This is a genomic window from Paenibacillus woosongensis, assembly GCF_009725165.1.
Lineage (GTDB): Bacteria > Bacillota > Bacilli > Paenibacillales > Paenibacillaceae > Fontibacillus > Fontibacillus woosongensis.
The window spans coordinates 77,901-100,321 of record NZ_WNZW01000004.1 but is presented as its reverse complement, the minus strand read 5'-3'; the positions used below and the strand labels follow the sequence as shown (position 1 = coordinate 100,321).

Annotated in this window: 25 protein-coding genes; 6 read left to right on the top strand and 19 right to left on the bottom strand. The window is 51.9% G+C overall.

Annotated features, from left to right (window positions below):
• Positions 1-76: 76 nt before the first annotated feature.
• Genes tsaD through tsaE form a run of 4 tightly spaced genes read right to left on the bottom strand, consistent with a single transcriptional unit; the run spans position 77 to position 3,044 of the window.
• Positions 77-1,132: a tRNA (adenosine(37)-N6)-threonylcarbamoyltransferase complex transferase subunit TsaD gene (gene tsaD / locus GNP95_RS13545; protein ID WP_155611406.1), complete on the bottom strand. Its 1,056-nt coding sequence runs from the start codon at positions 1,130-1,132 to the stop codon at positions 77-79.
• Positions 1,123-1,647 (bottom strand): ribosomal protein S18-alanine N-acetyltransferase, encoded by a 525-nt coding sequence (rimI, locus tag GNP95_RS13540; protein WP_155611405.1) that lies wholly within the window; start codon positions 1,645-1,647, stop codon positions 1,123-1,125. Before rimI ends, tsaD begins: the two co-directional genes overlap by 10 nt.
• Positions 1,648-1,668: 21 nt before the next feature.
• Positions 1,669-2,559, bottom strand: a complete 891-nt coding sequence (gene tsaB, locus GNP95_RS13535) for a tRNA (adenosine(37)-N6)-threonylcarbamoyltransferase complex dimerization subunit type 1 TsaB (protein WP_155611404.1) — start codon at positions 2,557-2,559, stop codon at positions 1,669-1,671.
• Positions 2,556-3,044 (bottom strand): tRNA (adenosine(37)-N6)-threonylcarbamoyltransferase complex ATPase subunit type 1 TsaE, encoded by a 489-nt coding sequence (tsaE, locus tag GNP95_RS13530; protein WP_155611545.1) that lies wholly within the window; start codon positions 3,042-3,044, stop codon positions 2,556-2,558. The genes tsaB and tsaE overlap by 4 nt, the downstream gene beginning before the upstream one ends.
• 250 nt (positions 3,045-3,294) lie before the next feature.
• On the opposite strand from tsaE, the gene ku reads away from it, so the two are divergent.
• Positions 3,295-4,218: a non-homologous end joining protein Ku gene (ku, locus tag GNP95_RS13525; protein WP_155611403.1), complete on the top strand. Its 924-nt coding sequence runs from the start codon at positions 3,295-3,297 to the stop codon at positions 4,216-4,218.
• A 3-nt stretch (positions 4,219-4,221) separates the two neighbouring features.
• Here ku and GNP95_RS13520 read toward each other — a convergent pair whose 3' ends face one another.
• Complete coding sequence (locus tag GNP95_RS13520; RefSeq protein WP_155611402.1) at positions 4,222-5,169, bottom strand: ATP-dependent DNA ligase; 948 nt, start codon at positions 5,167-5,169, stop codon at positions 4,222-4,224.
• Between the two features lie 215 nt (positions 5,170-5,384).
• Here GNP95_RS13520 and ligD point away from each other — a divergent pair, with 215 nt between their 5' ends.
• The gene (gene ligD / locus GNP95_RS13515; protein WP_155611401.1) at positions 5,385-6,269 is read left to right on the top strand and encodes a non-homologous end-joining DNA ligase; all 885 of its coding nucleotides are present in this window, start codon (positions 5,385-5,387) and stop codon (positions 6,267-6,269) included.
• Positions 6,270-6,308: 39 nt separating this feature from the next.
• On the opposite strand, the gene cls is transcribed toward ligD, so the two are convergent.
• The gene (cls, locus tag GNP95_RS13510; RefSeq protein ID WP_155611400.1) at positions 6,309-7,739 is read right to left on the bottom strand and encodes a cardiolipin synthase; all 1,431 of its coding nucleotides are present in this window, start codon (positions 7,737-7,739) and stop codon (positions 6,309-6,311) included.
• Between the two features lie 136 nt (positions 7,740-7,875).
• Here cls and GNP95_RS13505 point away from each other — a divergent pair, with 136 nt between their 5' ends.
• A complete protein-coding gene (locus GNP95_RS13505) occupies positions 7,876-8,853 on the top strand; it encodes a M23 family metallopeptidase (RefSeq protein WP_155611399.1) in 978 nt (325 codons plus the stop codon).
• Between the two features lie 30 nt (positions 8,854-8,883).
• Complete coding sequence (locus tag GNP95_RS13500; RefSeq protein WP_155611398.1) at positions 8,884-9,300, top strand: bactofilin family protein; 417 nt, start codon at positions 8,884-8,886, stop codon at positions 9,298-9,300.
• Positions 9,301-9,374: 74 nt separating this feature from the next.
• Here GNP95_RS13500 and GNP95_RS13495 read toward each other — a convergent pair whose 3' ends face one another.
• Together GNP95_RS13495 and GNP95_RS13490 are read right to left on the bottom strand one after the other, a co-directional pair.
• Positions 9,375-11,552, bottom strand: a complete 2,178-nt coding sequence (locus GNP95_RS13495) for a YhgE/Pip domain-containing protein (RefSeq protein ID WP_330163423.1) — start codon at positions 11,550-11,552, stop codon at positions 9,375-9,377.
• Between the two features lie 67 nt (positions 11,553-11,619).
• A complete protein-coding gene (locus GNP95_RS13490; protein WP_155611397.1) occupies positions 11,620-12,195 on the bottom strand; it encodes a TetR/AcrR family transcriptional regulator in 576 nt (191 codons plus the stop codon).
• Between the two features lie 296 nt (positions 12,196-12,491).
• Between GNP95_RS13490 and GNP95_RS13485 the strand changes: the two genes are divergently transcribed.
• The gene (locus tag GNP95_RS13485) at positions 12,492-13,646 is read left to right on the top strand and encodes an MGDG synthase family glycosyltransferase (RefSeq protein WP_155611396.1); all 1,155 of its coding nucleotides are present in this window, start codon (positions 12,492-12,494) and stop codon (positions 13,644-13,646) included.
• Here GNP95_RS13485 and GNP95_RS13480 read toward each other — a convergent pair.
• A complete protein-coding gene (locus GNP95_RS13480; RefSeq protein WP_196427175.1) occupies positions 13,637-14,239 on the bottom strand; it encodes a cell wall hydrolase in 603 nt (200 codons plus the stop codon). The genes GNP95_RS13485 and GNP95_RS13480 overlap by 10 nt on opposite strands.
• A gap of 410 nt (positions 14,240-14,649) precedes the next feature.
• Entirely contained in the window at positions 14,650-15,219 is a 570-nt protein-coding gene (gene thpR / locus GNP95_RS13475) for an RNA 2',3'-cyclic phosphodiesterase (protein WP_155611394.1), read from the bottom strand.
• 194 nt (positions 15,220-15,413) lie between these two features.
• On the opposite strand from thpR, the gene GNP95_RS13470 reads away from it, so the two are divergent.
• The gene (locus GNP95_RS13470) at positions 15,414-15,557 is read left to right on the top strand and encodes a hypothetical protein (protein WP_155611393.1); all 144 of its coding nucleotides are present in this window, start codon (positions 15,414-15,416) and stop codon (positions 15,555-15,557) included.
• Positions 15,558-15,673: 116 nt separating this feature from the next.
• Here the strand turns inward: GNP95_RS13470 and GNP95_RS13465 are convergent, their stop codons facing one another.
• From GNP95_RS13465 to GNP95_RS13430, 9 genes are all read right to left on the bottom strand, one after another.
• Positions 15,674-16,015 (bottom strand): KGG domain-containing protein, encoded by a 342-nt coding sequence (locus GNP95_RS13465; protein WP_155611392.1) that lies wholly within the window; start codon positions 16,013-16,015, stop codon positions 15,674-15,676.
• Between the two features lie 81 nt (positions 16,016-16,096).
• Positions 16,097-16,243, bottom strand: coding sequence for a hypothetical protein (locus tag GNP95_RS25790; protein WP_196427174.1), 147 nt, complete (start codon positions 16,241-16,243; stop codon positions 16,097-16,099).
• Positions 16,244-16,329: 86 nt separating this feature from the next.
• Positions 16,330-17,055 carry a YwiC-like family protein gene (locus tag GNP95_RS13460; protein ID WP_330163422.1) on the bottom strand — a complete coding sequence of 242 codons (726 nt, stop codon included), beginning with the start codon at positions 17,053-17,055 and terminating at the stop codon, positions 16,330-16,332.
• A gap of 33 nt (positions 17,056-17,088) precedes the next feature.
• Positions 17,089-18,105, bottom strand: a complete 1,017-nt coding sequence (moaA, locus tag GNP95_RS13455; protein ID WP_155611391.1) for a GTP 3',8-cyclase MoaA — start codon at positions 18,103-18,105, stop codon at positions 17,089-17,091.
• Between the two features lie 52 nt (positions 18,106-18,157).
• Positions 18,158-18,391 carry a molybdopterin converting factor subunit 1 gene (moaD, locus tag GNP95_RS13450; protein ID WP_155611390.1) on the bottom strand — a complete coding sequence of 78 codons (234 nt, stop codon included), beginning with the start codon at positions 18,389-18,391 and terminating at the stop codon, positions 18,158-18,160.
• Positions 18,388-18,834 carry a molybdenum cofactor biosynthesis protein MoaE gene (locus GNP95_RS13445; RefSeq protein ID WP_155611389.1) on the bottom strand — a complete coding sequence of 149 codons (447 nt, stop codon included), beginning with the start codon at positions 18,832-18,834 and terminating at the stop codon, positions 18,388-18,390. The genes moaD and GNP95_RS13445 overlap by 4 nt, the downstream gene beginning before the upstream one ends.
• A 65-nt stretch (positions 18,835-18,899) precedes the next feature.
• The gene (locus GNP95_RS13440; RefSeq protein ID WP_155611388.1) at positions 18,900-20,390 is read right to left on the bottom strand and encodes a nitrate/nitrite transporter; all 1,491 of its coding nucleotides are present in this window, start codon (positions 20,388-20,390) and stop codon (positions 18,900-18,902) included.
• A 326-nt stretch (positions 20,391-20,716) separates the two neighbouring features.
• Positions 20,717-21,364, bottom strand: coding sequence for a response regulator transcription factor (locus GNP95_RS13435; protein WP_155611387.1), 648 nt, complete (start codon positions 21,362-21,364; stop codon positions 20,717-20,719).
• The gene (locus GNP95_RS13430) at positions 21,361-22,410 is read right to left on the bottom strand and encodes a sensor histidine kinase (RefSeq protein WP_155611542.1); all 1,050 of its coding nucleotides are present in this window, start codon (positions 22,408-22,410) and stop codon (positions 21,361-21,363) included. Before GNP95_RS13430 ends, GNP95_RS13435 begins: the two co-directional genes overlap by 4 nt.
• Positions 22,411-22,421 lie beyond the last annotated feature (11 nt).

The following is a 22,421-nucleotide window of genomic DNA, read 5'->3' as shown; positions in this document are numbered from 1 at the left end:
TAAAAAAAAGGGTTGTCCCATTCAAAAAGGACAGCCCTTTTGTGTTTCTTCATTTAATTTGTGCTCCTCCATCAGGCTAAACATTGCCTTCCCCGGGGCTGGCGCTCACAGACCAGGACTCCAGTGTAATTGACGGCTCCGCCTTAAGCTCCCAGCTGGAGAACTCGCCGCTTGTCCATTTCAAGTAGGCTGCGGCCCCAATCATGGCGGCGTTGTCTGTGCAGTATTTCAAAGGAGGGATGACCAGATCGATCCGCTCCTTCCCGCACCTCTCGGCTAATGCCGTCCGCAGCCCCCGGTTCGCGGCAACCCCGCCGCAGAGCAATAACTGTACCGCTCCTGTCGAATGTACCGCGCGAATTGCTTTCTCCACCAGCACCTCGATGACCGACTCTTGAAAACCGCGGGCTATGGCTGGGCCATATCCTTCCTCCCCGCGCATTTTATGCTGATTAACCGCGTTCAGCACAGCCGACTTCAGCCCGCTGAAGCTGAAATCGTAGGAATCCGGCTCCAGCCAGGCCCGCGGAAGCACCTCGACGGTCTCCGACTCAAGCGCCAGCTTGTCGACATGCGGGCCGCCGGGGTAAGGAAAGCCAAGCGCTCTCGCCACCTTGTCATAAGCCTCCCCGACAGCATCGTCTCTTGTGCGGCCGATGAGCTTGAAGCTGCCTTCCCGCTCCATCAGTACAAGTTCGGTATGCCCGCCGGACACGACAAGCGCAATCGAAGGATATTGAATTTCCTGCACCAGCCGGTTCGCGTAAATATGCCCGGCAATGTGGTGCGTTCCGATCAGCGGCCTATCGATGGCAAAGGCCAGACTCTTGGCTGCCATAATGCCTACCAGCAAAGCGCCGACAAGTCCGGGACCTTCCGTCACAGCCACGGCTGATAAGTCCTGGAGGGAAATGCCGGCCTCCCGGACGGCTCCCTCCAGCATGAGCGTGATACTCTCCACATGCTTCCGGGACGCCACCTCCGGCACGACTCCGCCGAATGCCTGATGCGTCTCGATCTGGCTCGCAATTAAATTCGAGAGCACCTCGGTCCCATTTTTCACGACGGCTACGGATGTCTCGTCACAGCTTGTTTCGACCGCCAATATATAACAATCCTGCTTCAAATCCAATCTTCTTCGCTTCCTTCCTCTTCGCCTGCCTGCGGCTCCCGCTCAGGCAGCTCGCACCACATAATGAGCGCATCCTCCTGATTGTCGGAATAATACCCTTTGCGGGTGCCGACAGAATGAAATCCAAGCTTCCTATATAAAGACTGGGCGGAATGATTCGTAACGCGCACCTCCAGCGTCATCCGGCGCATGCCTAGCTCGCCCGCCCAATCAATCATCCTGCGGAACAGCAGCTCGCCCAAATGATTACCGCGGTAGGCCGTTCTCACGGCGATATTAGTAATATGCGCCTCGTCAAGAACCGTCCACATGCCGGCATACCCGATCGGGCTCCCCTCGTATTCCAACACCAGATATTTGGCGAAATGATTGAGAGTCATTTCGCTGCGAAATGCCTCCTCGCTCCAGGGCAAGGTGAAGGATTCGTGCTCGATGACCATAACATCGGGAATATCCTCAAGCGTCATCTGACGAAAGGTCACCTTATCCATTTGTATCGACTTTGCTGACTCCATATCCGGCCCCCTCATGAAATGCTAACGAAGCTTCTTCGCTTCCGCTTCCGCTAACTGGGTATAATTCGGCTCCAGCGCATGAACATCGTCATGGGCTCCGCAGAGAAGCTGCTCCGAACCGATAAGGCCAAGCCAGGCCCCTTCCAGCTCATAGCCGACGATATGCAGCTCGGCTCCCAAAAAAGGCCGGAGCTCCTCAACCGCGGCCTCATGGACCTCAATGTCGCCAACAAACCATACGCCAGCCGGCCTTTGACCAGAAGGCAGCTCCTGAAGCCGGGCGGCAAGCTCGTCCCGCCAATCGGCCACGAGCCGGATCGCGTCCGGTTCCAGCCGGCGCGGTATTTGCCCGATTGCTGCGCTAAACAGCGCAGTATAAGCCTGTCCGCGCCGGGCATCGATCAGCGGAACAATCCAGTGCTGGGCAGAATACTCCGCCGCCTCTGCTCCTGCCGAAAGATCTTTATCGTCATCGCGCCCATACGCTAAGTTATTTTCGCTGCAGGCTGACGCATCATCGGCTGTCTGAGCAATAACCTCAGCAAATTGCTCTGGAGCCTGGCCTGTTCCCCTGGCCAAAGCGCCAAACGCAATCGCCGCCAGACTCGAGACGGCGGATACCGGCAAACCCAAGGACCAGGCCAGCGTCTTGGCCGTCGTAACGGCGATACGGACTCCAGTATAGGAGCCCGGCCCCACTCCGACGGCGATGCCGTCCAGTTGCTGCTTGCCCACTCCCGCTGCGGCGATCGCTTCCTCAATCGCCGTCACTAAATAAGCGGAATGATTCCGCTCCGCCTTAATATTCCGTTCAGCCAGCAGCTTGCCGCCCTCCATCACGGCGACGGCCAGCGTCGACGTCGACGTATCCAGCGCCAATAACCGCTGGCGCGGCTCTATTGTATGCTTCATTTAGGTGCAGCTCCATTCTGTCTCAAGGTCTTGATCCATTGCCCATAAGGTTCTCCCTGGGCCGTCAAACGCATTTTACGCTCCGAGCCCGGTCCGGTTTCTATATATATGCGCAGCAGCTGTTCCGGCATAATTTCGTCGATAATGCTAGCCCACTCCACCAGCGTCACGCCGCTGCCGTAGAAATATTCGTCCAGTCCCAGCTCCTCCGCTTCCTCCAGCGATAGCCGGTACACATCCATATGATAAAAAGGCAATCTGCCCTCATATTCTTTAATGATGGTAAAAGTCGGACTGTTTACCGTATCCCGAACCTTCAAATGCTTCGCGAACAGCTGGGAAAAAGCCGTCTTCCCCGCACCCAAATCACCGTCCAGGGCAATGACCGTTCCCGGCGTCGCCCGCGCGGCAAGAAATGCTGCGAGCTGCCCGGTCCCTTCCAAATCCTTCGCCTCGTACACCCATTCGGCCGAAGCTTGATCCAATCCCACTACGATACAACCACCTTTACATACGCAAAATGTATGTCCCCATTATATCGGTCTGCCGCATGACCCGCAACAACTTAGGCCGGGGGCGCCCGGTTATGAGAAGCCAAACTGGACCATACTATGATAGAGATAGTTCGTCAGTTTCCTTGGTACTACGCGCATATTTCGCGTCGAACTCGTCATCATCATACACAGCCAGCCCGCCAAAAAATAAATATGGAACACGGAAAGGAGCAAACTCAAAATGCATACCGTATGGAAGGGTGCGATCAGCTTCGGGCTTGTACATGTCCCGGTCAAAATGTTCTCCGCCACGGAGGACAAGGACATCTCCATGAAATATATTCATACCGCCTGCGGCAGCCCGATCTCTTATGTAAGGCGTTGTCCAACCTGCGACAAGGATACAACCTGGGAGGAGATTTCCCGGGGCTATGAATACGAGAAGGGCAAGTACGTCCTGTTTGAAAAAGAGGAGCTGGATCAGCTGTCGGCCCAGACCGAAAAAACGATCACGATTCTGGACTTTGTAGATTTGACCGAAATCGATCCGATCTATTTCCAGAAAACCTACTATCTCTCCCCGGATCAAGCGGGGTCGAACGCCTATCAGCTGCTGCTGGAAGCGATGCACCAGTCCGGGAAAATCGGCATTGCCAAAATCGCGATCCGCTCCAAAAGCAGTCTGGCAGCTATTCGCGTCATGGAAGGCTGCCTGGCCGTGGAGACAATCTTCTACCCGGATGAAATCCGGCCGATCGCGCAAGTGCCCAATCTGCCGGAGAACATCAGTGTAAACGATAAAGAGCTGTCCATGGCCAAGCTGCTGATTGAACAGTTGTCCACACCTTTTGAGCCGGCGAAATATACCGACGATTATCGCGAATCCCTGCTGCATCTCATCGAGCAAAAGATTGCCGGAGAAGAGATCAGCCTGGCCCCAGCCAAACCGCAAACCAATGTCATCGACCTGATGGCGGCACTGCAGGCGAGCATCGAGGCGGTCAAGCCCGTCGTCACCGATCCTGGACCGGCCAAGCGCACCCGCAAAACGGCGGCTAAGAAACCAGCCGCGGGGGCAGGCGGTGAAGATGCTCCGCAAAACGACGAGCTTGCTCCAAAGCCGAAGAAGAGAACAACAAGCAAAGCGAAGAAAACCATCTCCTGAACACTATATCCCCTGCGTAACCGTACAGCTCTCCGGCGGCACGTCGGCCATCCCCTGCAATACGGGGTGGCGCATCGTTCCGCCGGGAGTCCACTCCATGAACTGCACCTTCACCGTAAGCAGCGGCCGGGTCCAGACCGCTCCCTTTATCCGCTGCGGGATGTTGTGAAAGAAGCGCTCCTTCACCGTCAGGGCGGATATTTGCTCCGCCAGGCTGCGCCATGCCGGCTGATTCAGCTTGCCGCTGCCCGTATGACCTATATACACAAATTGCCCGCTTTCATCATACAAACCCAGCAGCAGTGCATTCATCACACCATCCCGATAGGTTACGCCGCCGATCACCGCATATAAATCATAGCCGAGCTTCAGCTTTTGCCAGCGCCCGTCTTTGCCGCCCAAGGCATAGGTGCTATCCAGGCGTTTGCTGACGACTCCTTCCCAGCCCCGCTCCTTCATGACAGCAAACAGCCGCTCTCCATCGGTGTAGCTCGGAACAAGCTGAACCGTTCCGCTGGGAATAATAATCTCTTGCAGCAGCTCCTGCCGGTCGGCCAGAGAACGTCCTGTCACCCACTCTCCGTTGTGATACAGCACATCAAAAATCATATATATGGCAGGAATCTGCTTGAGGGCAAAGCGTATTTCCGCTTCGCGACGCAGACTGTCCCGCCTCATGACCTCGTGGAAGGACGGCTTGTCTCCGGCAAGCGCAATCATTTCTCCGTCCAGAATGACCGAATCCGCGCGGCAATAGGATGAGACATTCATAAACTCGGGATACTGCTTGCTCCGTTCATTGCCCTTGCGGTTAATCAGGCGCGTCATATCTCCGTCGTAGTAGGTGAGTATACGCACCCCATCCCATTTCACCTGCGCTATCCATTCCGGCCCTGCCGGAAGGGTTTCCGTACGTACCGGTTCAAAAGGGACTACCGGCTTCAGCTCCATCCTCCATTCCTCCCTGCCCTTGTTCTGCGATCCGGTCACTAATACAAACCGGCGGCAGCGTACCGCCATTTCTATGCTTCATTGTCCAAGTCTGCCCATGCCGGGTTACTTCCATTCTTATGTAAAGGGTGCCGCTTCTAGTGGTGTTAAGTTCGCTTAAATTGGGTAAGCCTAATAGAAAATAAGGAAATCCATTCATGACAAGGAGCATGCTCATGTCCAGAACGACGAAAGGTACGATTGTCGTAGAGGGTGAGGAGGTCACTATATCCAATCCCGATAAGCTGCTGTGGCCCGAGGCGGGAATTACGAAGAAGCTCTATCTGGAGAAGCTTGCTGAAATCTCTCCCTATCTGCTCCGTTACTGCCGGAACCGTCTGCTTACGACGATCCGGTATCCGGACGGGGTGGGGCGCAAGTTTTTTTACCAGAAAAATGCCCCTGAACCGCTGCCGTCGTTCGTCCGCACATCGATGCATGAGGGAGTAGACTACGTCGTACTGGACAGCCTGCCGGTACTGTTGTGGCTCGGCAATTTAGCGTGCATTGAATTCCATCCGTCGCTGCATTATGTTCACGAACAGCTGCCGTGCGAATGGATGATCGATTTGGACCCGTCGCGGGAGGAGGAGCCTCGCATTATGGAGGCCGCGGCCTATGTCGGAGACATTCTGGCCTCCTTGGGTCTTCAGTCGGTGCCGAAGACCTCCGGGGCTACCGGCGTGCAAATCATCGTGCCGGTCGAATACGGCGTAACGTTTGACGAGCTGCGGCTGATCGGACAGTTCGTAGCCCGCTATGCTACGGAGAAATATCCGGAACTATTCACCATCGAACGGCTCAAGAAGGATCGGGGAGACAAAATTTATTTCGATTATTTGCAGCATTATGGCGGAAAGACGCTAGCTGCGCCGTATACACCCCGGGCACGTCCTACGGCCAACGTATCGACGCCTTTAACCTGGGACGAGGTGCGCAGCAATCCGCTGCCCTCCGATTTCAACCTGCACAATATTGGGGAGCGTTTGAAGCAAAAAGGCGATTTGCTTGCAGACGTCCCGCCGCAATCCGTCCAGCTGATCCTTCAGCATCTGCGGTAAAGGCGCTTCAGAGGTTTGCTTCCCGCTCTCCGGCCCCGGTCAGAGCAGCGGGGAGAGCAGCCTGCACAGCAGCTCCAGCCCCCTTTGCAGCTTCGGCCGGCGGGCAAATGCCTTCAAATCGATAGCCCGGCTCTCGGCAAGATCCCTCAAGAAATCCTCGCTTAAACGGGAAATCGGCGCTTGATCGAACAGAATTGCCGTCATTTCGAAATTGTAGAAAAAGCTGCGCATGTCCATATTCGCCGTTCCCACTGTGGCCAGCAAATCATCCACGATCATCACCTTCGCATGTATGAACCCTTTCTCGTATTGATAGAACTTTACTCCCGATTGAAGCAGTTCCTCGACGTAAGAGAGCGATGCCAGCTTCACGATTCGACTGTCGGATTCGTGCGGAATAATAATGTTCACCTCAACACCGCTAACCGCTGCGGTCTTAATCGCATTGTAGATGCTGGGGTCGGGAATGAAATAAGGCGACGTAATCCAAATGCGGCGTTTAGCGACGGCGATTGCACCAAAGCACATTTCCTGTATCGCATCCCAATGCTGATCAGGGCCGCTAGTCAGGATCTGCACCTGCTCACTGCCCCTGCAGTGATGCTGCGGATACAGCTCAGGATGATTGACCCGCTGTCCCGAGGCCAGCCGCCAATCGGCCAGAAATGCATTTTGCAAAAAATACACTGCGTCTCCGCTGATTTGCAAATGCGTATCGCGCCAATAGCCCAGCTTGCCGTCCAGTCCCAAATATTCGTCCCCGACGTTAAGCCCGCCGATGAAGCCGACCGTCCCGTCGACGACAAGTATTTTTCGATGATTCCGGTAATTAACCCTCCGATCCAGCGTGGCAATCAGCGGAGGCAGAAAAAAGTACACTTCCACTCCGCCGTCCTGAAGCTCTTTGACAAAAGAGCTGTTCAATTGATAACTGCCGAGTCCGTCGCAAATCAGCCTGACTTTTACACCCTCCCCGGCCTTCCTGAGCATCATCCTCTTGAACGATTGTCCTATACCATCCGCACGAAAAATATAAGACTCCATATGTATGTGATCCTGCGCCTGCTCCATCGCTGCCAGCATCGCCGCAAAAGTCTTCTCGCCATCCGTCAATACCTTGGTTTTGTTGCAGCCCGTAATAGGACTCTCCGAAATATGCGTAAGAAGACCGAATAACCGTTCCTGATGGCGATACTCCGGATTGCTCATCTCCTCTATGCTTTCGACGATGGCGGCTTGCTGCCATAGCTTGGCCCTGATTTCCTGAAACACTCTGGACCCGCGGCGCCGCAGCTTTCGCCGCTTCTTATAATCCTGAGCCACGAAATAATACAGGATGAAGCCGATGACCGGGAACAGGAACAGAATCACCATCCAGGCTACAGCTTTGCTCGGGTTGCGAAATTCAAGAATTAGAATCGTAGCGATTTGAAAAATAAACGCGATAAGTACGAAAGCCAGCCACCACATTCACTTCACCTTCCTCCACTCAGCATTGACAATAAACACTAACTATATGAGACAAGATGACTTTTTTGACATGTTTTAAGAGACGCGGGAATAGATAAAGTAATAGAAGCTATCAAATCTACGGGAAGGAGATGCCATGAGAAGTGCTAGTTTACCCCATCGCATGACACTGCTTGTTCTGCGGGAAGCGAATCAGCCTGTCAAGCAAATCCAGGTATCGAAACCGTTTGTGATTGCTGTGCCGATCGCTGCTCTGTTATCCATCTCCGGTTTGATTATCAGCCTGCAAATGCAGTCAGGGCACACCATTTCACGCCTGGAGGATACGCTAAGGCTGCAAAATCTTAAATTCGAAGCCATCGTCACCGACAAAAACGAAGCGATCCAGCGGCTGCAAAGTCAGGTCATTACCTTGTCCGGACAATCCAAAGAACTGATGGACCGCATGGAACGGGTAAGCGAGCTGGAAGCAGAGCTGCAAAGTTTTATAGATAAGTATGGAAGTAAGGGTGATGCCGGCAAGCTGTCCTCCCTCTCCTCCTTGTCCTTGGATGAATCCTTAGGCAGGGGCGGCGAGTTCATTGCCGTACACGATCAGGAAATTGAAGAATTGGCTCAGGAGACGAGCGACGATTTCCTGGAGATCAGCGCGATGCTGGATGAAATCGAGAAAAATGTGCCTACAACACTGCAAAAGGCCAAGCAAACTCAGTATTCCATTTCGGGAACCCCTTCCGAGTGGCCGACATTGTCTACCCGCCTCACTTCGAATTTCGGCTACCGGACCGACCCCTTTACGGGAAAGGCTGCCTTTCATGCCGGGATCGATATTGCCGGTAAAATCGGCGACCCGGTCTATGCTGTGGCGGCCGGTAAAGTCATTGCCGCGGAAAGCAACCGCTCAAGGGGCAAATACATTATAATTCAACATCCGAACGGACTGCAAAGCTGGTATATGCATCTCAGCGAGATCAAGGTATCCGAGGGAGATACGGTCAAGAAAGGGCAGACTATTGCCAAGATGGGCAACTCGGGCCGAAGCACGGGCCCCCATCTGCACTTTGAGATCGTTAAAGGGGACAAGAAAGTCAACCCGCTGTCTTATTTGCAATAATACATCCCATTCATGAACGGAGGATAAAATATGTTGAAGGATCATAAAAAAGTAGCCGGCTGGCAGGGTACTTTGATCGGCCAGGGCAGCGTTGCCGAGGGAAAGCTGGAGTGCGAGGCGAGCCTCCGGATCGAAGGCTCGTTCCGCGGGGAAATTCACTGCCAGGGGCAGGTCGTCATCGGCGAAACCGGGGAGGCGCATTCCAATATTAAAGGCGCGGACATTATCGTAGCCGGCAAGGTCGTCGGAGATATCGCCTCGCAAGGGCGGCTGACGATTACGAGCAGCGGGCTGGTGGAAGGCAACGTGCACGTAGCCAAGCTTGTTATTGTAGAAGGCGGCCTGCTGAACGGCTCGAGCCAGATGGAGCAGCCCACTGCTGTAACAGTGCCCGTTCCGAGCTCGAACAAGAAGTCCAAAAAAGCAGCACAGCCCGAAGCAGGGTGAATCCCCCGCTTTGGGCTGTCTTTTCATCGTATATAAGTGAATAAAATTAGTTAGTCTAGCGCGGCCTGATCCGCTTAAGCCTCGGCGGTTGTCATGCTCGCAGCGCTCGGCTGCTCACGGCGCAGGAAATACAGCATGGTGAGAATCAGGAACGCAACACCAAAGCCCGCCAGGACGCCGATATTCTCCCAAGCAACCCCGAGCTCCCCGCTGGAAATAACCGCTTTGTAGCCGGTAACGCTATAAGTCATTGGCAAGAGCGGGTTAAGAACCTTCATCCAGTCTGGAATCAGCTCTAGCGGGAACGTGCCTGCGCTAGTCGTCAACTGGAAGATCAGCATCAGAATGGCCAGGAAGCGCCCCGGATTATCCAGCCAGGTCACCAGAGCCTGAATAATAAACATGAAGCTTAGGCTGGTCGCAAAAGTAAAGACATAGAACAGCGGCACGCTCTGCACCTCAAGCTTGAGTACGTAAAGCATGAGCGCCGCGGACAGGAGCGATTGGATCAAGCTCATGCCCGTGAAGGCGAGTGCCCGGCTCACGAACCGGTTCCAACCCGTCGCCTCCGATACGGAAGAACCTCTGGTCGGTACAACAAGCGTAGAGATCAATGCTCCGACGAACAGGCCCAGCGACAGGAAGTAAGGCGAGAAGCCGGTGCCATAGTTCGGAACCTCATTGATTTTATGCTCCTCGATCTCGATTGGCTTCGCGTACATATTGACCAGCTCATCACTTTTCTTCACGCCGGAGGTTTGCTCGGCGGCTTCGTTCAGCTTGCTTGCCAGCTCACCGGAGCCGGAGGCCAGTTTATCCATGCCGTCCTTCAGCTCTCCAGCGCCACCCGCCAGCTGCTTGGAGCCGCTCGCTATCGTGCTGACGCCGCCGGACAATTGGCCGACGCCGCCCTGCAGCTTCTCGGCCCCGCCGCTTAGCTGTGCAGCGCCGCTCGCCAGGCTTTGGCCGCCCGTCGCAGCCTCCGATAGCTTCGCGCCGAATTGCTTCAGCCCGCTCGCCAGCTGCTCTTGCCCGCTGGCCAGCTGGCTAGCGCCCTGAGCGAGCTGCTGCTGGCCTTGCACCAGCTCTCCGCTGCCCTGCAGCAGCTGGCCGTGGGCGCCGTGCAATTCACGCGCGCCCTGCACCAGCTCCTGCTGTCCGGCAGCAACCTGCTGGCTGCCTTCAGCCACCGCTTTGCTCGCCGCGATCAGCTTCTGCAGCTCAGGGCTGGCGGCCAAATCGGGGCTTGCCTTCGCGAGCTGCTCAAGGCCCTGCGCTACGCCTTTGGCGCCTTCGGCCACTTGGCCGCTGCCTTGCAGCGAGGCTTCGAGCCCCGTTTGCAGCTTCGCGCTGCCCTGCTCGGCGGCTGTCAGGCCCGCTTGCAGCTTCTCGGCGCCTTGCAGAGAAGCCTGCAGGCCCGTATTCAGCTGCGCCCCGCCTTCCTGTGCCTTCACCGCGCCGTCCTCCAGCTGCTTCTGCGCGGCAGACAGCTGGCTCAGGCCGCTGGCGAGGCTGGAGGCTCCGCCTTGAAGATCCTTGGCGCCTTTGCTCAGCGTGACGGCGCCTTCCTCCAAGGGCGTTACGCCGTTTTGCAGCTGGCTTGTGCCCTGGACCAGCTTGGCCAAGTTCTCTTTGAGCTTCAATGCTCCCTCATCCAGCTGTACAGCACCGTCGCTAATTGTGCTTGCTCCAGAACCGGCATCGCTTAAGCCGCCGGAAATTTTCTCAACCTGGTCAAACAAAGTTTCCGTATAAGCTTCCGTAACTTTAGCCGACACCTTCGATTTGATTTCCTTTACGGCGGTGCCGCCGATTTGCGAAGCCAGGAAATTATAGCCTTCATTCGGCTCGAATATGAGCTTGGCAGGCTGAGGCTGCTCATCCATCAAGGTCGTCGCCTTGGACGAGAAGTCCTCTGGAATGACGATCTTCATATAATATTCGTTATTTTTCATTCCTTTGTCCGCCTGCTCTCGGGTGACAAATCTCCAAGAGAAGTCATCATTTTTCTTCAGCTCATCGACCAGGTCGTGGCCAACCTGCAGCGATTTGCCTTCATATTCGGCACCAGCATCTTCGTTTACAACAGCTACGGGCAGCTCGTTCATTTTACCGTAAGGATCCCAGAATGCCGTCAGGAACATTCCGCTGTATAACACAGGAATGAACAGGACGACCAATATAGGAATAATCACTTTTGGTTTCTTGAAAGAAGCTCCCAAATCCTTAAAAAACACCGACATCGATTTCACTTTAGCTTCTCTCCTTTATATCTCTATCTCTATTTAATATTTATTTGTCTATGCGTGGCTCTATCGTTTACTCCGGGGATAGCCCTCCTGCCAGGAACATGCGGACAAATTCTTTAATTTGCTCCTTGCTTAACGGCTCCTCCCGCTTGTTCCATTCCGAGGTGAGCGCAATATACAGCTTGAACATCACGAAGGAGACAACCTTCGGATCGAGCGCCCGGATTTCCCCGCGCTGAGCAGCGCGCGCCACTTTGCCCTCCAGATAGCGGAGTATTTCATCCTCGATCCGCTGCAAACCTTCACGAGCCTGCGGCGTGCCGAAATCGCGCACCTCCTGGAACAGCTTGATCAGCAGTTCATGCTCCCTCCTGAATTCCAGGAGCAGGTCCATGGAGTGGTACACGTTCTCGAAGAAGGATTTATTCTCGCTCACCTCTGTCTCGGTGATCCGTTTCATTTCCATAATGACGGATCGCAGTATTTCATCAAAGAGCTCTTCCTTATTCGTAAAAAAAGTATAAATCGTCCCTTTCCCCACATTCGCGATTTTAGCTACTTGATCCATCGTTGTTGCCTTGTAGCCGAACAAGGCAAAGGACTTCTCCGCCGCCTCGATCACCTGCTGTCTACGGTCTATTGCCATGATCATCACCTCCTTTAAAGTAATGTTTATACCGGTCATTGATTCAAAACTGACTAAAAGTCATTTCCGGTCATTCGGTCATTTTTCACTTTAGCACTTCGATTATTGCTTTGCAACATTTTTTTTGGCACCAGCTTTTTCCCCGACTTAAGTCCAGCTGCCGGCCAGTCTGCGGACTCTTTTGTTTCCAGCCGCAACCTTATAAACTATAACCAGGTATTAACATTACGAAGCTATTTAGACACGCAAATAACCGCCCCGCTCGGGACGGATCTATTCTTAAAGCAGGTGATAACATGTCCAAAAAACGAGTGCTGATTCTATCGGAGGGGTTCGGAAGCGGCCATACCCAAGCCGGTCATGCTCTGGCTGCTGGCATCCGAAAGCTGTGGCCGGACGCAAAGACGAAGGTGATGGAGCTCGGCTCGTTCCTTAATCCGATTATCGCCCCGTGGATTTTGTCTGCTTACCGGGTTACCGTAAATACGAGCCCTTCCCTGGTCGGAATGCTCTACCGGAAAAAATACGAAAAGCCAGTCGGGCGGTTAACCCGGCTGGCCCTGCATAAAATGTTCTATCAGCATGCATCCGATGTAATCGGACAGCTTCAGCCGGATGTCATCGTCTGCACACATCCGATTCCAAATGCCGTCGTCGCGAGACTCCGTGCGTCAGGCCTTCGCATACCATTGTATACCCTAATTACGGACTACGATGCCCACGGCGCCTGGATTAGTCCTGAGGTGAATCAATATCTCGTATCCACACTGGAAGTTAAAACATTGCTTCAGCAGCGTGGGGTCAACCCGGATACCATCCAGGTCACCGGGATTCCCGTTCATCCCAACTTCTGGAGCATTCAGGACAAAGCGTCCGCCAGAAAAGATCTTGGCATCAAGCAAATGCCTACCGTTCTCGTTATGGGCGGCGGATGGGGGCTGCATTTCAAGGAAGAGCTTATCGACAAGCTCATCGCCTGGCGCGACAAGGTACAAATCATTTGCTGCACTGGCAGCAACGGCAAGCTGACAGAGAAGCTGCGCGCTTGCCCGGAGATGATGCACGAGAATATTACAATCATCGGACACACCCATGAAGTCAGCAAATGGATGGACGCCTCCGATATCCTGATTACGAAGCCGGGCGGCATGACATGTACCGAGGGATTGGCTAAAGGCATACCGATGCTGTTCTTTGAATCGATTCCTGGACAGGAGGAGAAGAACCGCGAATATTTCGTCAGCCACGGATACGGCATGGATATGTCCTCTCCGGAGATTATCGATCAATGGTTCTCTGCGATTACGAATCCTTCGCGCAATACAATGCTTCATGATAAAATTAGCCAGCTGCGCCCCCAAGCCTATGAGCCGGATTGCTGCGCCAAGAACGTGATTAAGCTGCTCCGGGAGAATTCCATTCAACCCGAGCTCGGATACGCTTATTTATAGAAAGTATGATTCCCGATTTCCTTCGATTTACTCTTCGTATGAGCAACCGTTAAATCCGTAGCCAAAGATAACGCCAGGAAATAATAGGTGTCGTCGGACACCTCCTTCCGTCCATGCAAAGCTTCCGTTACAGCACGAATAGAATCCTCGTTCGGAGTAACACGGTCCATTCTTCCGTTCTGCACAGGACTAAATTGCGATTTTTGATATATAACTTCCTTAATCGTGTCGGGGTAATTGGCGGACCGCAGCCGGTTTAAGACAACGTTGGCAACTGCCACCTTGCCTTCGTACGGTTCGCCCTCTGCCTCTGCCATCACAATTTTGTGAAGGAGATGCAGCTCTTCATCCGTCAGAACGTAGTGCCTGGTTGCCTGATCCTTGTCTGCCTGACTAAGTAGTTCTGTCCGGGTGAAGTATATTTGGTTGGGGGGATGAGACATATCTATTGCTTCTGCTGCTTGTGCAGACGCCTCGGCCTTCGCCGTCTTCTCTTGCACCAGAGCCTGCTCCGCTGCAGTCCAATTGCGTGTAAACAAAAGCTGATATGGCTGACTTGCCTTGGTTTCGCCTTGCTTCTTCATCGGCAGCATGGAAATTAACGGCACAATGGGTCGATAAATACGCCTCTCCTGAGATAGGGATGCGTCAATTGTTGCGGCAGAGAGATTCCGATCCTGCTGCTTTACAATTACGGAAATACTATTTGATGAAAGCTCGATCGGCCGAGCACGATTCTCACTATTATCCATGCGGCCCCATAATAAAGAAATCGACCCTGAACATACTAGAATAGCACTAATTAAAAGCGCGACGTAACGATTCTGTCTGAAAATATACATATGGCCTCCTACAATTACAATATCTCTGAAATGACTCCTTCAACTATGTAACCGAAAAAAGAGGTTTTGAATAATATCTCTTAATTATTCGACATAAAGAGCCTTCCGAAAGGGAAGGCTCTCCTTATTAAAGTTCTACGGCTAACGGAGAAACATGGGAATCATTTCCGCATGGATACGATCCCTACTACCTCATACATCGGACTTACGGTTACCCTAGTACGATACAACATAATGGTGTCATTTGTCCAATCCCCAAAGGATAATCCTTTATTTGCCAGGGGATCCCGCAGTTTTTCTCCTTCTGAAAATTTGCGGGCCAGTGTAATATGCGGGGCATATGGCCGCTCCTCTGGCACATATCCCAGCCTGGCATTCACCGCAATAACGCGGCTGTGAAGATGGCGGAGAGCGTCTACGTCGCCATCTACGCCGCACCACAGTACCCGAGGCTGATCAGGACGCCCGAAGGCTCCAATCCCGGCTGCTTCCAGCCGGAAAGGCCGGGCTTCAGCAGCAGCCTCCCGCAAACCGTCCAATAGGGCCTGAACACGAGTAACGGGAGTATCTCCTAAAAATTGCAAGGTAATATGATAATCCGCCGGATGCACCCATTTACGGAATTTCCAGTCTTTGCGGCGCTCCAGGCACCAGGCATGCAGCTGGTTTTTGACAGATTCCGGCAATGCCACAGCAACAAACAGGCGCCATTTCTCTTCTTCCACAGACATGCTCATCCTCCTTGTGAATTTATTCTCAATATTTGTTTTTTTGTCACATTTGCATACTTGCCGTTATTATTCAACAAACATTTCAGATTTATAATGTACTTATGTATATCAATCATACAATTTAATGATAGGAGAACTACTACAGCATAGGATTAGCTCGCAAAATCACATTAGCGGTCATCGGCCTGCTTCTTATGATCGGGTCACTGATCGGCGTATTCAGCTACCAGACCGCCTACCGCCAAATCCAAACATCGGCCGGCATTGAGGTGCTGGGCTGCGCCAACATTACGACGGGGCTCATCGATCCCCGCATGATCGAACGCTTCAAAATATAATTTTGTGCTAAAAACAACAAGATGACCTCTGAACCATTCAGAGGCCATCTTGTTTGGCCTTAGGCCAATGGCGTACTCATATATAAACTATCTTTCGATCTAAAAATTGCACGCTATTATTTGTCTCTGCGCTGACGAGCGCGGGCTTCCCCGCCTTTACGGCCCGCTTCCTCACGGCTCATCTTTCCATCATCATTATCGGAATTACTGCGGGCTTCTCCGCCTTTTTTCCCGATTTCCTGATAGAATTCTCTGTCGTGATTTTTAGCGGTAGCTTCACCGCCTTTGCGTCCGATCTCCTGATAGAACTCCTTATCATGGTTCTTAGCGGTAGCTTCGCCACCCTTCTTGCCAATCTCCTGATAGAACTCCTTGTCATGATTGCGGGCTGTAGCCTCGCCGCCTTTGCGTCCTGCTTCTTCCAAGCTCATCTTACCGTCACGATTGTTGTTAGCCATGTTTGGTTCACTCCTTATCGTATTTGTAAGGTACCGCATCGGGTACGGTATTGTATTACCCGCTCTAAAGAAATCAAAACATCAGCGGCGGATGATATACGATTTGGCAACCGGAACATAGGTGACATTATCCAGCAAGATGTCGTAACCTAGAGATTCTCCATTTACGGTCACCGTAATTTTTTTAAATTTATGATCCAGTTCTTTTGTTTGCAAATTGGGTTTCATTTCGCGTTCTCTCCTTATCTATCGATACGATTTGCGTTGACGGTACAAATTAACCCGCCGAGAGATTATCGAAACAGCAAGCATGCCTAAAGCACAGCAATCGTAAGCAGCAAATATTGGACAGAACTGATAATTTCTATGATTCCCACTTTCATGGGCCGCAAAGTTTTTCCTGCATAAGCAATAGTACGGGCCAAAGGAAACAAATAGGCGATCGTCATCCACGGCAAACCCAGCAGCCAGGGAATGATCAGCAACAGTACGTGAAATCCTTTGGCCCATGCGATCCAGCGCCCATTCAATCGCTCGCGGAATACTGACTTCACAAAGAATACGCTGCCCATAAAAAAAAGCACGTTGAACACAACGACCAGCAGCATAGTGCGATCCCATCCGCCCCCGCCAAACCAATAGGCGGCAGCCCCGCCGATCGAGAAGATCAGAACAGCGCACAGATCATTCATCACAGCCCTCTCTGACTTTTGCTTCACATGCCATAAATTGATCATCAGCAGGACAAGCAATATCGGCCCGAAATAGAGCAGCTTCGGGAAGCTGAGCAGAACCGGTATCAGACACACCAGCGCAATAGCGCTATAAATCACGCCCCAAATGATCAAGCGCCTGCGTTCTTTTTTGCGCTTGACCGATTGCAGAAACGGATACGACGATAAGTATAGAAAGAGCCATGCCAGAAATAATGGCAGATGCATCCACTGCGGCCGCCCCGCCATCATTCCAATCACGAATGGAACGCTGACCATGGCCCAGCCCCCATGTTCATGGGGGATTACGATCCCCTGCTTCTTCACACGCCTAGACCTCTTCTCCTCACTGCATTTCTTTTAACCGCCAATATAGGACATATTGATTTTCTTACGCTGCCGGACCCGCTGGTCCGTTCGTTCATCCGAATAACGGTCGCTCCGCTGCTCCCAGACACTCCGAATAGCTGTCAGCAGCTCGTCCTTGGATGCGCCTCCCCGTAATAGCTCACGCAAATCAAACCCCTGTGAGGCGAACAGACAGGTATAGAACTTCCCTTCCGATGACAGTCTTGCACGGGTGCAGGTCGAACAGAACGACTCCGACACCGAGGTAATAAAGCCGATCTCGGCTTCGCCGTCCTTATATCGATATCTCTGCGCCACCTCGCCGAAATAATGCGGCTCCAAGGCTTCCAGCTCGTACACCCTGGTCAATATGTCATAGATGTCTCTTTTGGTTACAACGCGTTCCAGACTCCAGTCGTTATCGTTGCCGACATCCATAAATTCGATGAAGCATAGCGTAATCCCCTTCTCTTTGAAGTAGGCGGCCATAGGGAGAATCTCCTGATCGTTTACGCCTTTTTGCACTACCATATTCACCTTGATTTGAAAGCCTAGCTGTCTAGCATGCTCGATATTGTCAAGAATAGCAGCCGGTTTAATTCCGCGCCCATTCATATATGCAAACAGCTCCGGATTTAGGGCATCCAGACTAATATTCACTCTTCGGAGACCTTGATCATACAATTCTTGGCCATACTGCTTCAGAAGCAGGCCGTTTGTAGTCAGACCGATATCCTCAATCCCTTCCATGTTCACCAGCCTGCCAACGAGTTCCGGTAAATTTCTGCGCAGCAAAGGTTCCCCGCCTGTTAACCGAATCTTCTTCACACCAAGCGAAGCAAACAACTGCGCAACATCACAGATTTCTTCCAGCGTCAGCAGCTCGCTTTTCGGCAGAAATGGATAATCGTCTCCGAAAATTTCCTTGGGCATACAGTAGGTGCAGCGAAAATTGCAGCGATCCGTTACTGAGATGCGCAAATCGCGGATAGGCCGATTCAGTTGATCGCGGATAGGTTCAGTAGTCATTTCACATTTGCCCCTCTCTATTCTCCCTGCAAGTCCTACATTGCCGCAGCGGTTAACCGCCGCTCACCGGAGGTATCATAGCCACCGTGTCCCCGGCCTGAATGACATCATCTGGACGAGCATATTCTTCATTCACAGCGACAAATACGTTTTTATGCTTAAATTCCGGATAAGCTGCTTCAACCCAGTCCGTAAGCTCCCGAACCGTCCACCCCGGACGGTCAATGAGTTCCTCTGACTTTCCTGTCAAATCGCGCAGACCCGCAAAATAGAGCACTCGTATCATTCTCTATTCCCCCCTTGTTCAGGCTTCTTCCTCTGATCTCCGATCCATTCCTCGCCGTCTTCCCATATTTCCTTCTTCCAGATCGGCACCATTTCTTTGATGCGTTCAATCGCATACTCATTGGCCTCGTAAGCTGCCTTCCGATGCGGTGACGATACCGCAATGACAACGGCAATATCGGAAATATGCAGTTCACCGATGCGATGGGCTATCGCCACACGTGCACCCGGCCATTTCTCTTCAATTTCAGAACCGATTTGCGCCAGCTTCCTCTCCGCCATCGGAATATAAGCCTCATAAGCCAAGTATATCGTTCTGACGCCGTGTGTCCATTCCCTTACATGCCCCGTAAACGTCGTTACCGCGCCTGCACCTGGATGTAGTACCAAATCTATAGCTTTCTGAATATTTATAGGCCCCTCGGCAATCTCATACCGTTTCATTATACAGCCACCTTATACGCCAAAATAGGGAAGAGCAACCGGCCGAATGACCAGTCGCCCTTATTTCACTGTACACTAATATCGCTAAACAACCCAACGTAGTGAACGACTTCGCCTGAGTCGTCTTTAACTGCATTGATAGTCAGAAACTCCAGGTATTCTTCTCCGTTCTTCCGGCGGTTCCAAATCTCTCCTTGCCATTGGCCCGTTGCTCTAATTGTACTCCACATTTCCTCGTAAAATGGTTTGGATTGCCTTCCTGATTTTAAAATACTCGGCTTATGGCCGACAACCTCTTCCTCGGCATAACCCGTCAGCTTGGTAAAGGCAGGATTAACACTTCTAATCGTTCCCCTTGAATCGGTAACTAGAATGCCTTGCCCTGTATAGCGGAACACTTTGCTGGACATGACTAGCCGATCCTGATAATACATCCATATGACCAGAATCAAGCTTGCCAGAGCAACTTGGGATAAAGCCATAAACCCGATCGAGTACTGTCCGGTCATGGAATAAATCATAGAGAGCATGAGCGGCGGGAAGAAGCCTCCTAGACCACCCATCATCGATACGATACCATTCACGGTTCCCGCCTGCTTGTTGAAGTATTGCGGAACAAGCTTAAATATAACGCCATTTCCCAGCCCTGCACAAACCGCTATAGTTAAGCTGCCTACGGTATATAGCCCGATTGAAGGCGAGAATGCCAACAATATTCCGGAAAGGGTCAGCCCCAGAAAAATACCCATCAATAGAATTAACGGTTTGAACTTGTCGCCAAGCCATCCGCCGACCGGACGCATAAACGTAGCCAGAGCGATAAATCCGGCCGTCCGCATCCCTGCATCCACTTTCTCCAATGCAAAATGCGAGACCAGAAAATTAGGCAAGTATACAGTGAAGGCCACAAACGAACCAAATGTGAGGAAATAAAAGAGCGAGAACAACCATAGCTTATCGCTTTTATAGACGGCCTTGATTTCATCCATAATCGGGGTCTTCACTTTGACTTCTTTGCGATCACCAAACAATATATTCAATGCGATAAAAATCAATAGCAGAACGAGATAGAGCTTTACCGTCAAAGACCAGCCTACTTGTGTTGCGATGACCGGCGCAGCGAACGTAGTAATCGCCGTACCCAGATTGCCAATCCCGTACACGCCGTTGACCAGCCCATGCCGTTCCTTCGGATAGTACTTCGGCAAAGACGTTACACCCACTGAGAATACGGCGCCGCCAATCCCCAGAAACAAACCGCCGATGACTAAATCGGTAAACGTAGAGGCTGCACTAATATAGAATACCGGGAACAGCAGCAGAACGAAGCTGACCGAGAAGACGATACGGGCTCCGAATACATTGGCGTAATACCCGAAAGGGATTCGTAGAACCGACCCTAGTACAACGGGGATCGCCGTGAGAATTGCCAGCTTTTCCGCTGGAATTTGAATATCTTCTTTAATAAATGGAATGAGCGCCGAAATAATCACCCACACCATAAAGCCAAGCACTAAATTCATCGTTTGCAAGGGCAGCTGCATTTTTCTAATCATCAGATCACCTAATTCCTGCGTACTGAATTATTGATTCCCATCTCTATTGTAAATGCAGTACGCGGAGAAAAATAATAGGGAAATCCCCTGATCCTTCGGAGGAATTCCCTATATTTGTGCGCTTTTATATAAGTTGAACTATTGAATGATGGTGGGGCAAGTACGGATAATGTCTTATACAGATTCATAAAAGGTAAAAATCCAGTCACAAAGGCGACCACAAGCGTATGCTCTCGATGCAGCTTTCTTTCAGAAAGCTTTCAGTTTCTCCGGAATCATTTTCCTCCCTTGCCTGCATCCTATTTTTTAGTTCCTCTTATATAGGATTAAAAATCGAGCAGCTTCTTCTTGAGGGCGTACTCCACTAATTCCGGGCGGCTCTTTAAGCCCAGCTTCTCCATGATTTTCGCCTTGTGCACCTCCACCGTCTTGACTGAAATGAACAATTTCTCGGCGATTTCCTTATTGCCGTAGCCCTTGGCAACCAGTGGCAGCACTTCTATCTCCCGCTTGGTTAACAGATTAAAAGGGTCGGAGTCGCTGGACTCCTGATCCTTCTTAATGAACTCCCTGACAAGGGAGGTCGCCATCTTGGAATGAATATACGTTTCCCCCTGATGAACGGTGCGAATCGCTGTCAGCAGCTCCTCATCCGGCGCATTCTTCAATACATAGCCTGCGGCCCCGTTCTTGAGCACATGGAACAAGTACTCCTCATCGTCGTACATGGTGAGAATCAATATTCTCGTGTCGGGATAATCGCTGCTGATCTTACCTGTCGCGATCAATCCGCTTTCACCCGGCGGCATGCTCAAATCCATCAATAAGACATCAGGATTATGCTTGGCAACCATTTGATACGCCTCGATCCCATCCGCAGCGGTAGCCACGACCTCCATGTCGGGCTGATAATTCAGAATCATGGAGAAGCCGCTCCGAACGACGGCGTGATCGTCGGCGATGACAATTTTCATTCCGTATCCCCTCCTTCGTTTGGCGACAATGGAATACGCAGATGGATCGTCGTACCTACGCCCACCTCCGATAAAATAATCAATTGGCCATGCACAAGCTCAGCACGCTCCCGCATACCGAACAAGCCGAGCCCTGTTCCTTTAGGGTCCCTCGTGTTCATCTGGAAGCCTGAGCCTGCATCCTGTACAATGAGCTGCAGCTCGCGGTCCTCTTCAAACAGCCTGACCTGGATTTCATCTGTATTCGCGTATTTTAGCGCGTTCAGTACCGCTTCCTGACAAATCCGGTAAACGACGGTCTCCATCTCATTACTGTATCTAGCAGCGGATAGCTCAGCCTTAAAATCGATCAGCAGCCCGTAGTTTTTCTCCAGCCATTTGAAATGGGAGCGAAAAGCCGCCTCCAGTCCGAAATCATCCAATGACGCCGGACGCAATTCCACAGCCAGCCGCCGGATATCATCGAGCAGCCGGGTTAATGAGGCTTCTGTCTGCTGTAATTTGTTCAGTACGACCTCATCGGCATTCATATATTTGAGAACGCGCAAATCGACGAGGGAGCTTAACAGCTCCTGCGCAACACTATCATGCAGCTCGCGCGAAATCCGCTTGCGCTCGTCCTCCTGCGCTTTGATCACATATTTGGTCATATTGGTCTGGTACAGCATTTCCTGAGTCCGGTATTGCTTCGTTAAGTTAAGCAGCATGAAGACGCGGATGCCTTCCTTTTCATCGATCACATGGAAGCTTGCTGCATAGGGAACGAGCCCTTTGCCCCGCGTATTCAAATACACTTGAAAGGAGGAGAAGTCTTCCTTCGTATTTCTCAAAAAACAATTTACACAGGAGATCATCGCCTCTTCACTCATATATCCGGCACAGGAATTGCAAATCGAGACCGCCTCTCCCTTATGCATCTGTTCGATCACATCCAGATCCAGGATATTCTCCGCGGCCGGGTTCATATGGAGGATTTCTCCCTCTGAATTAACGAAAAATATGGCCTCGCTGCTGTTCTTATACATGCTCCCTAGCAGATCGGACATGGAGATATCGG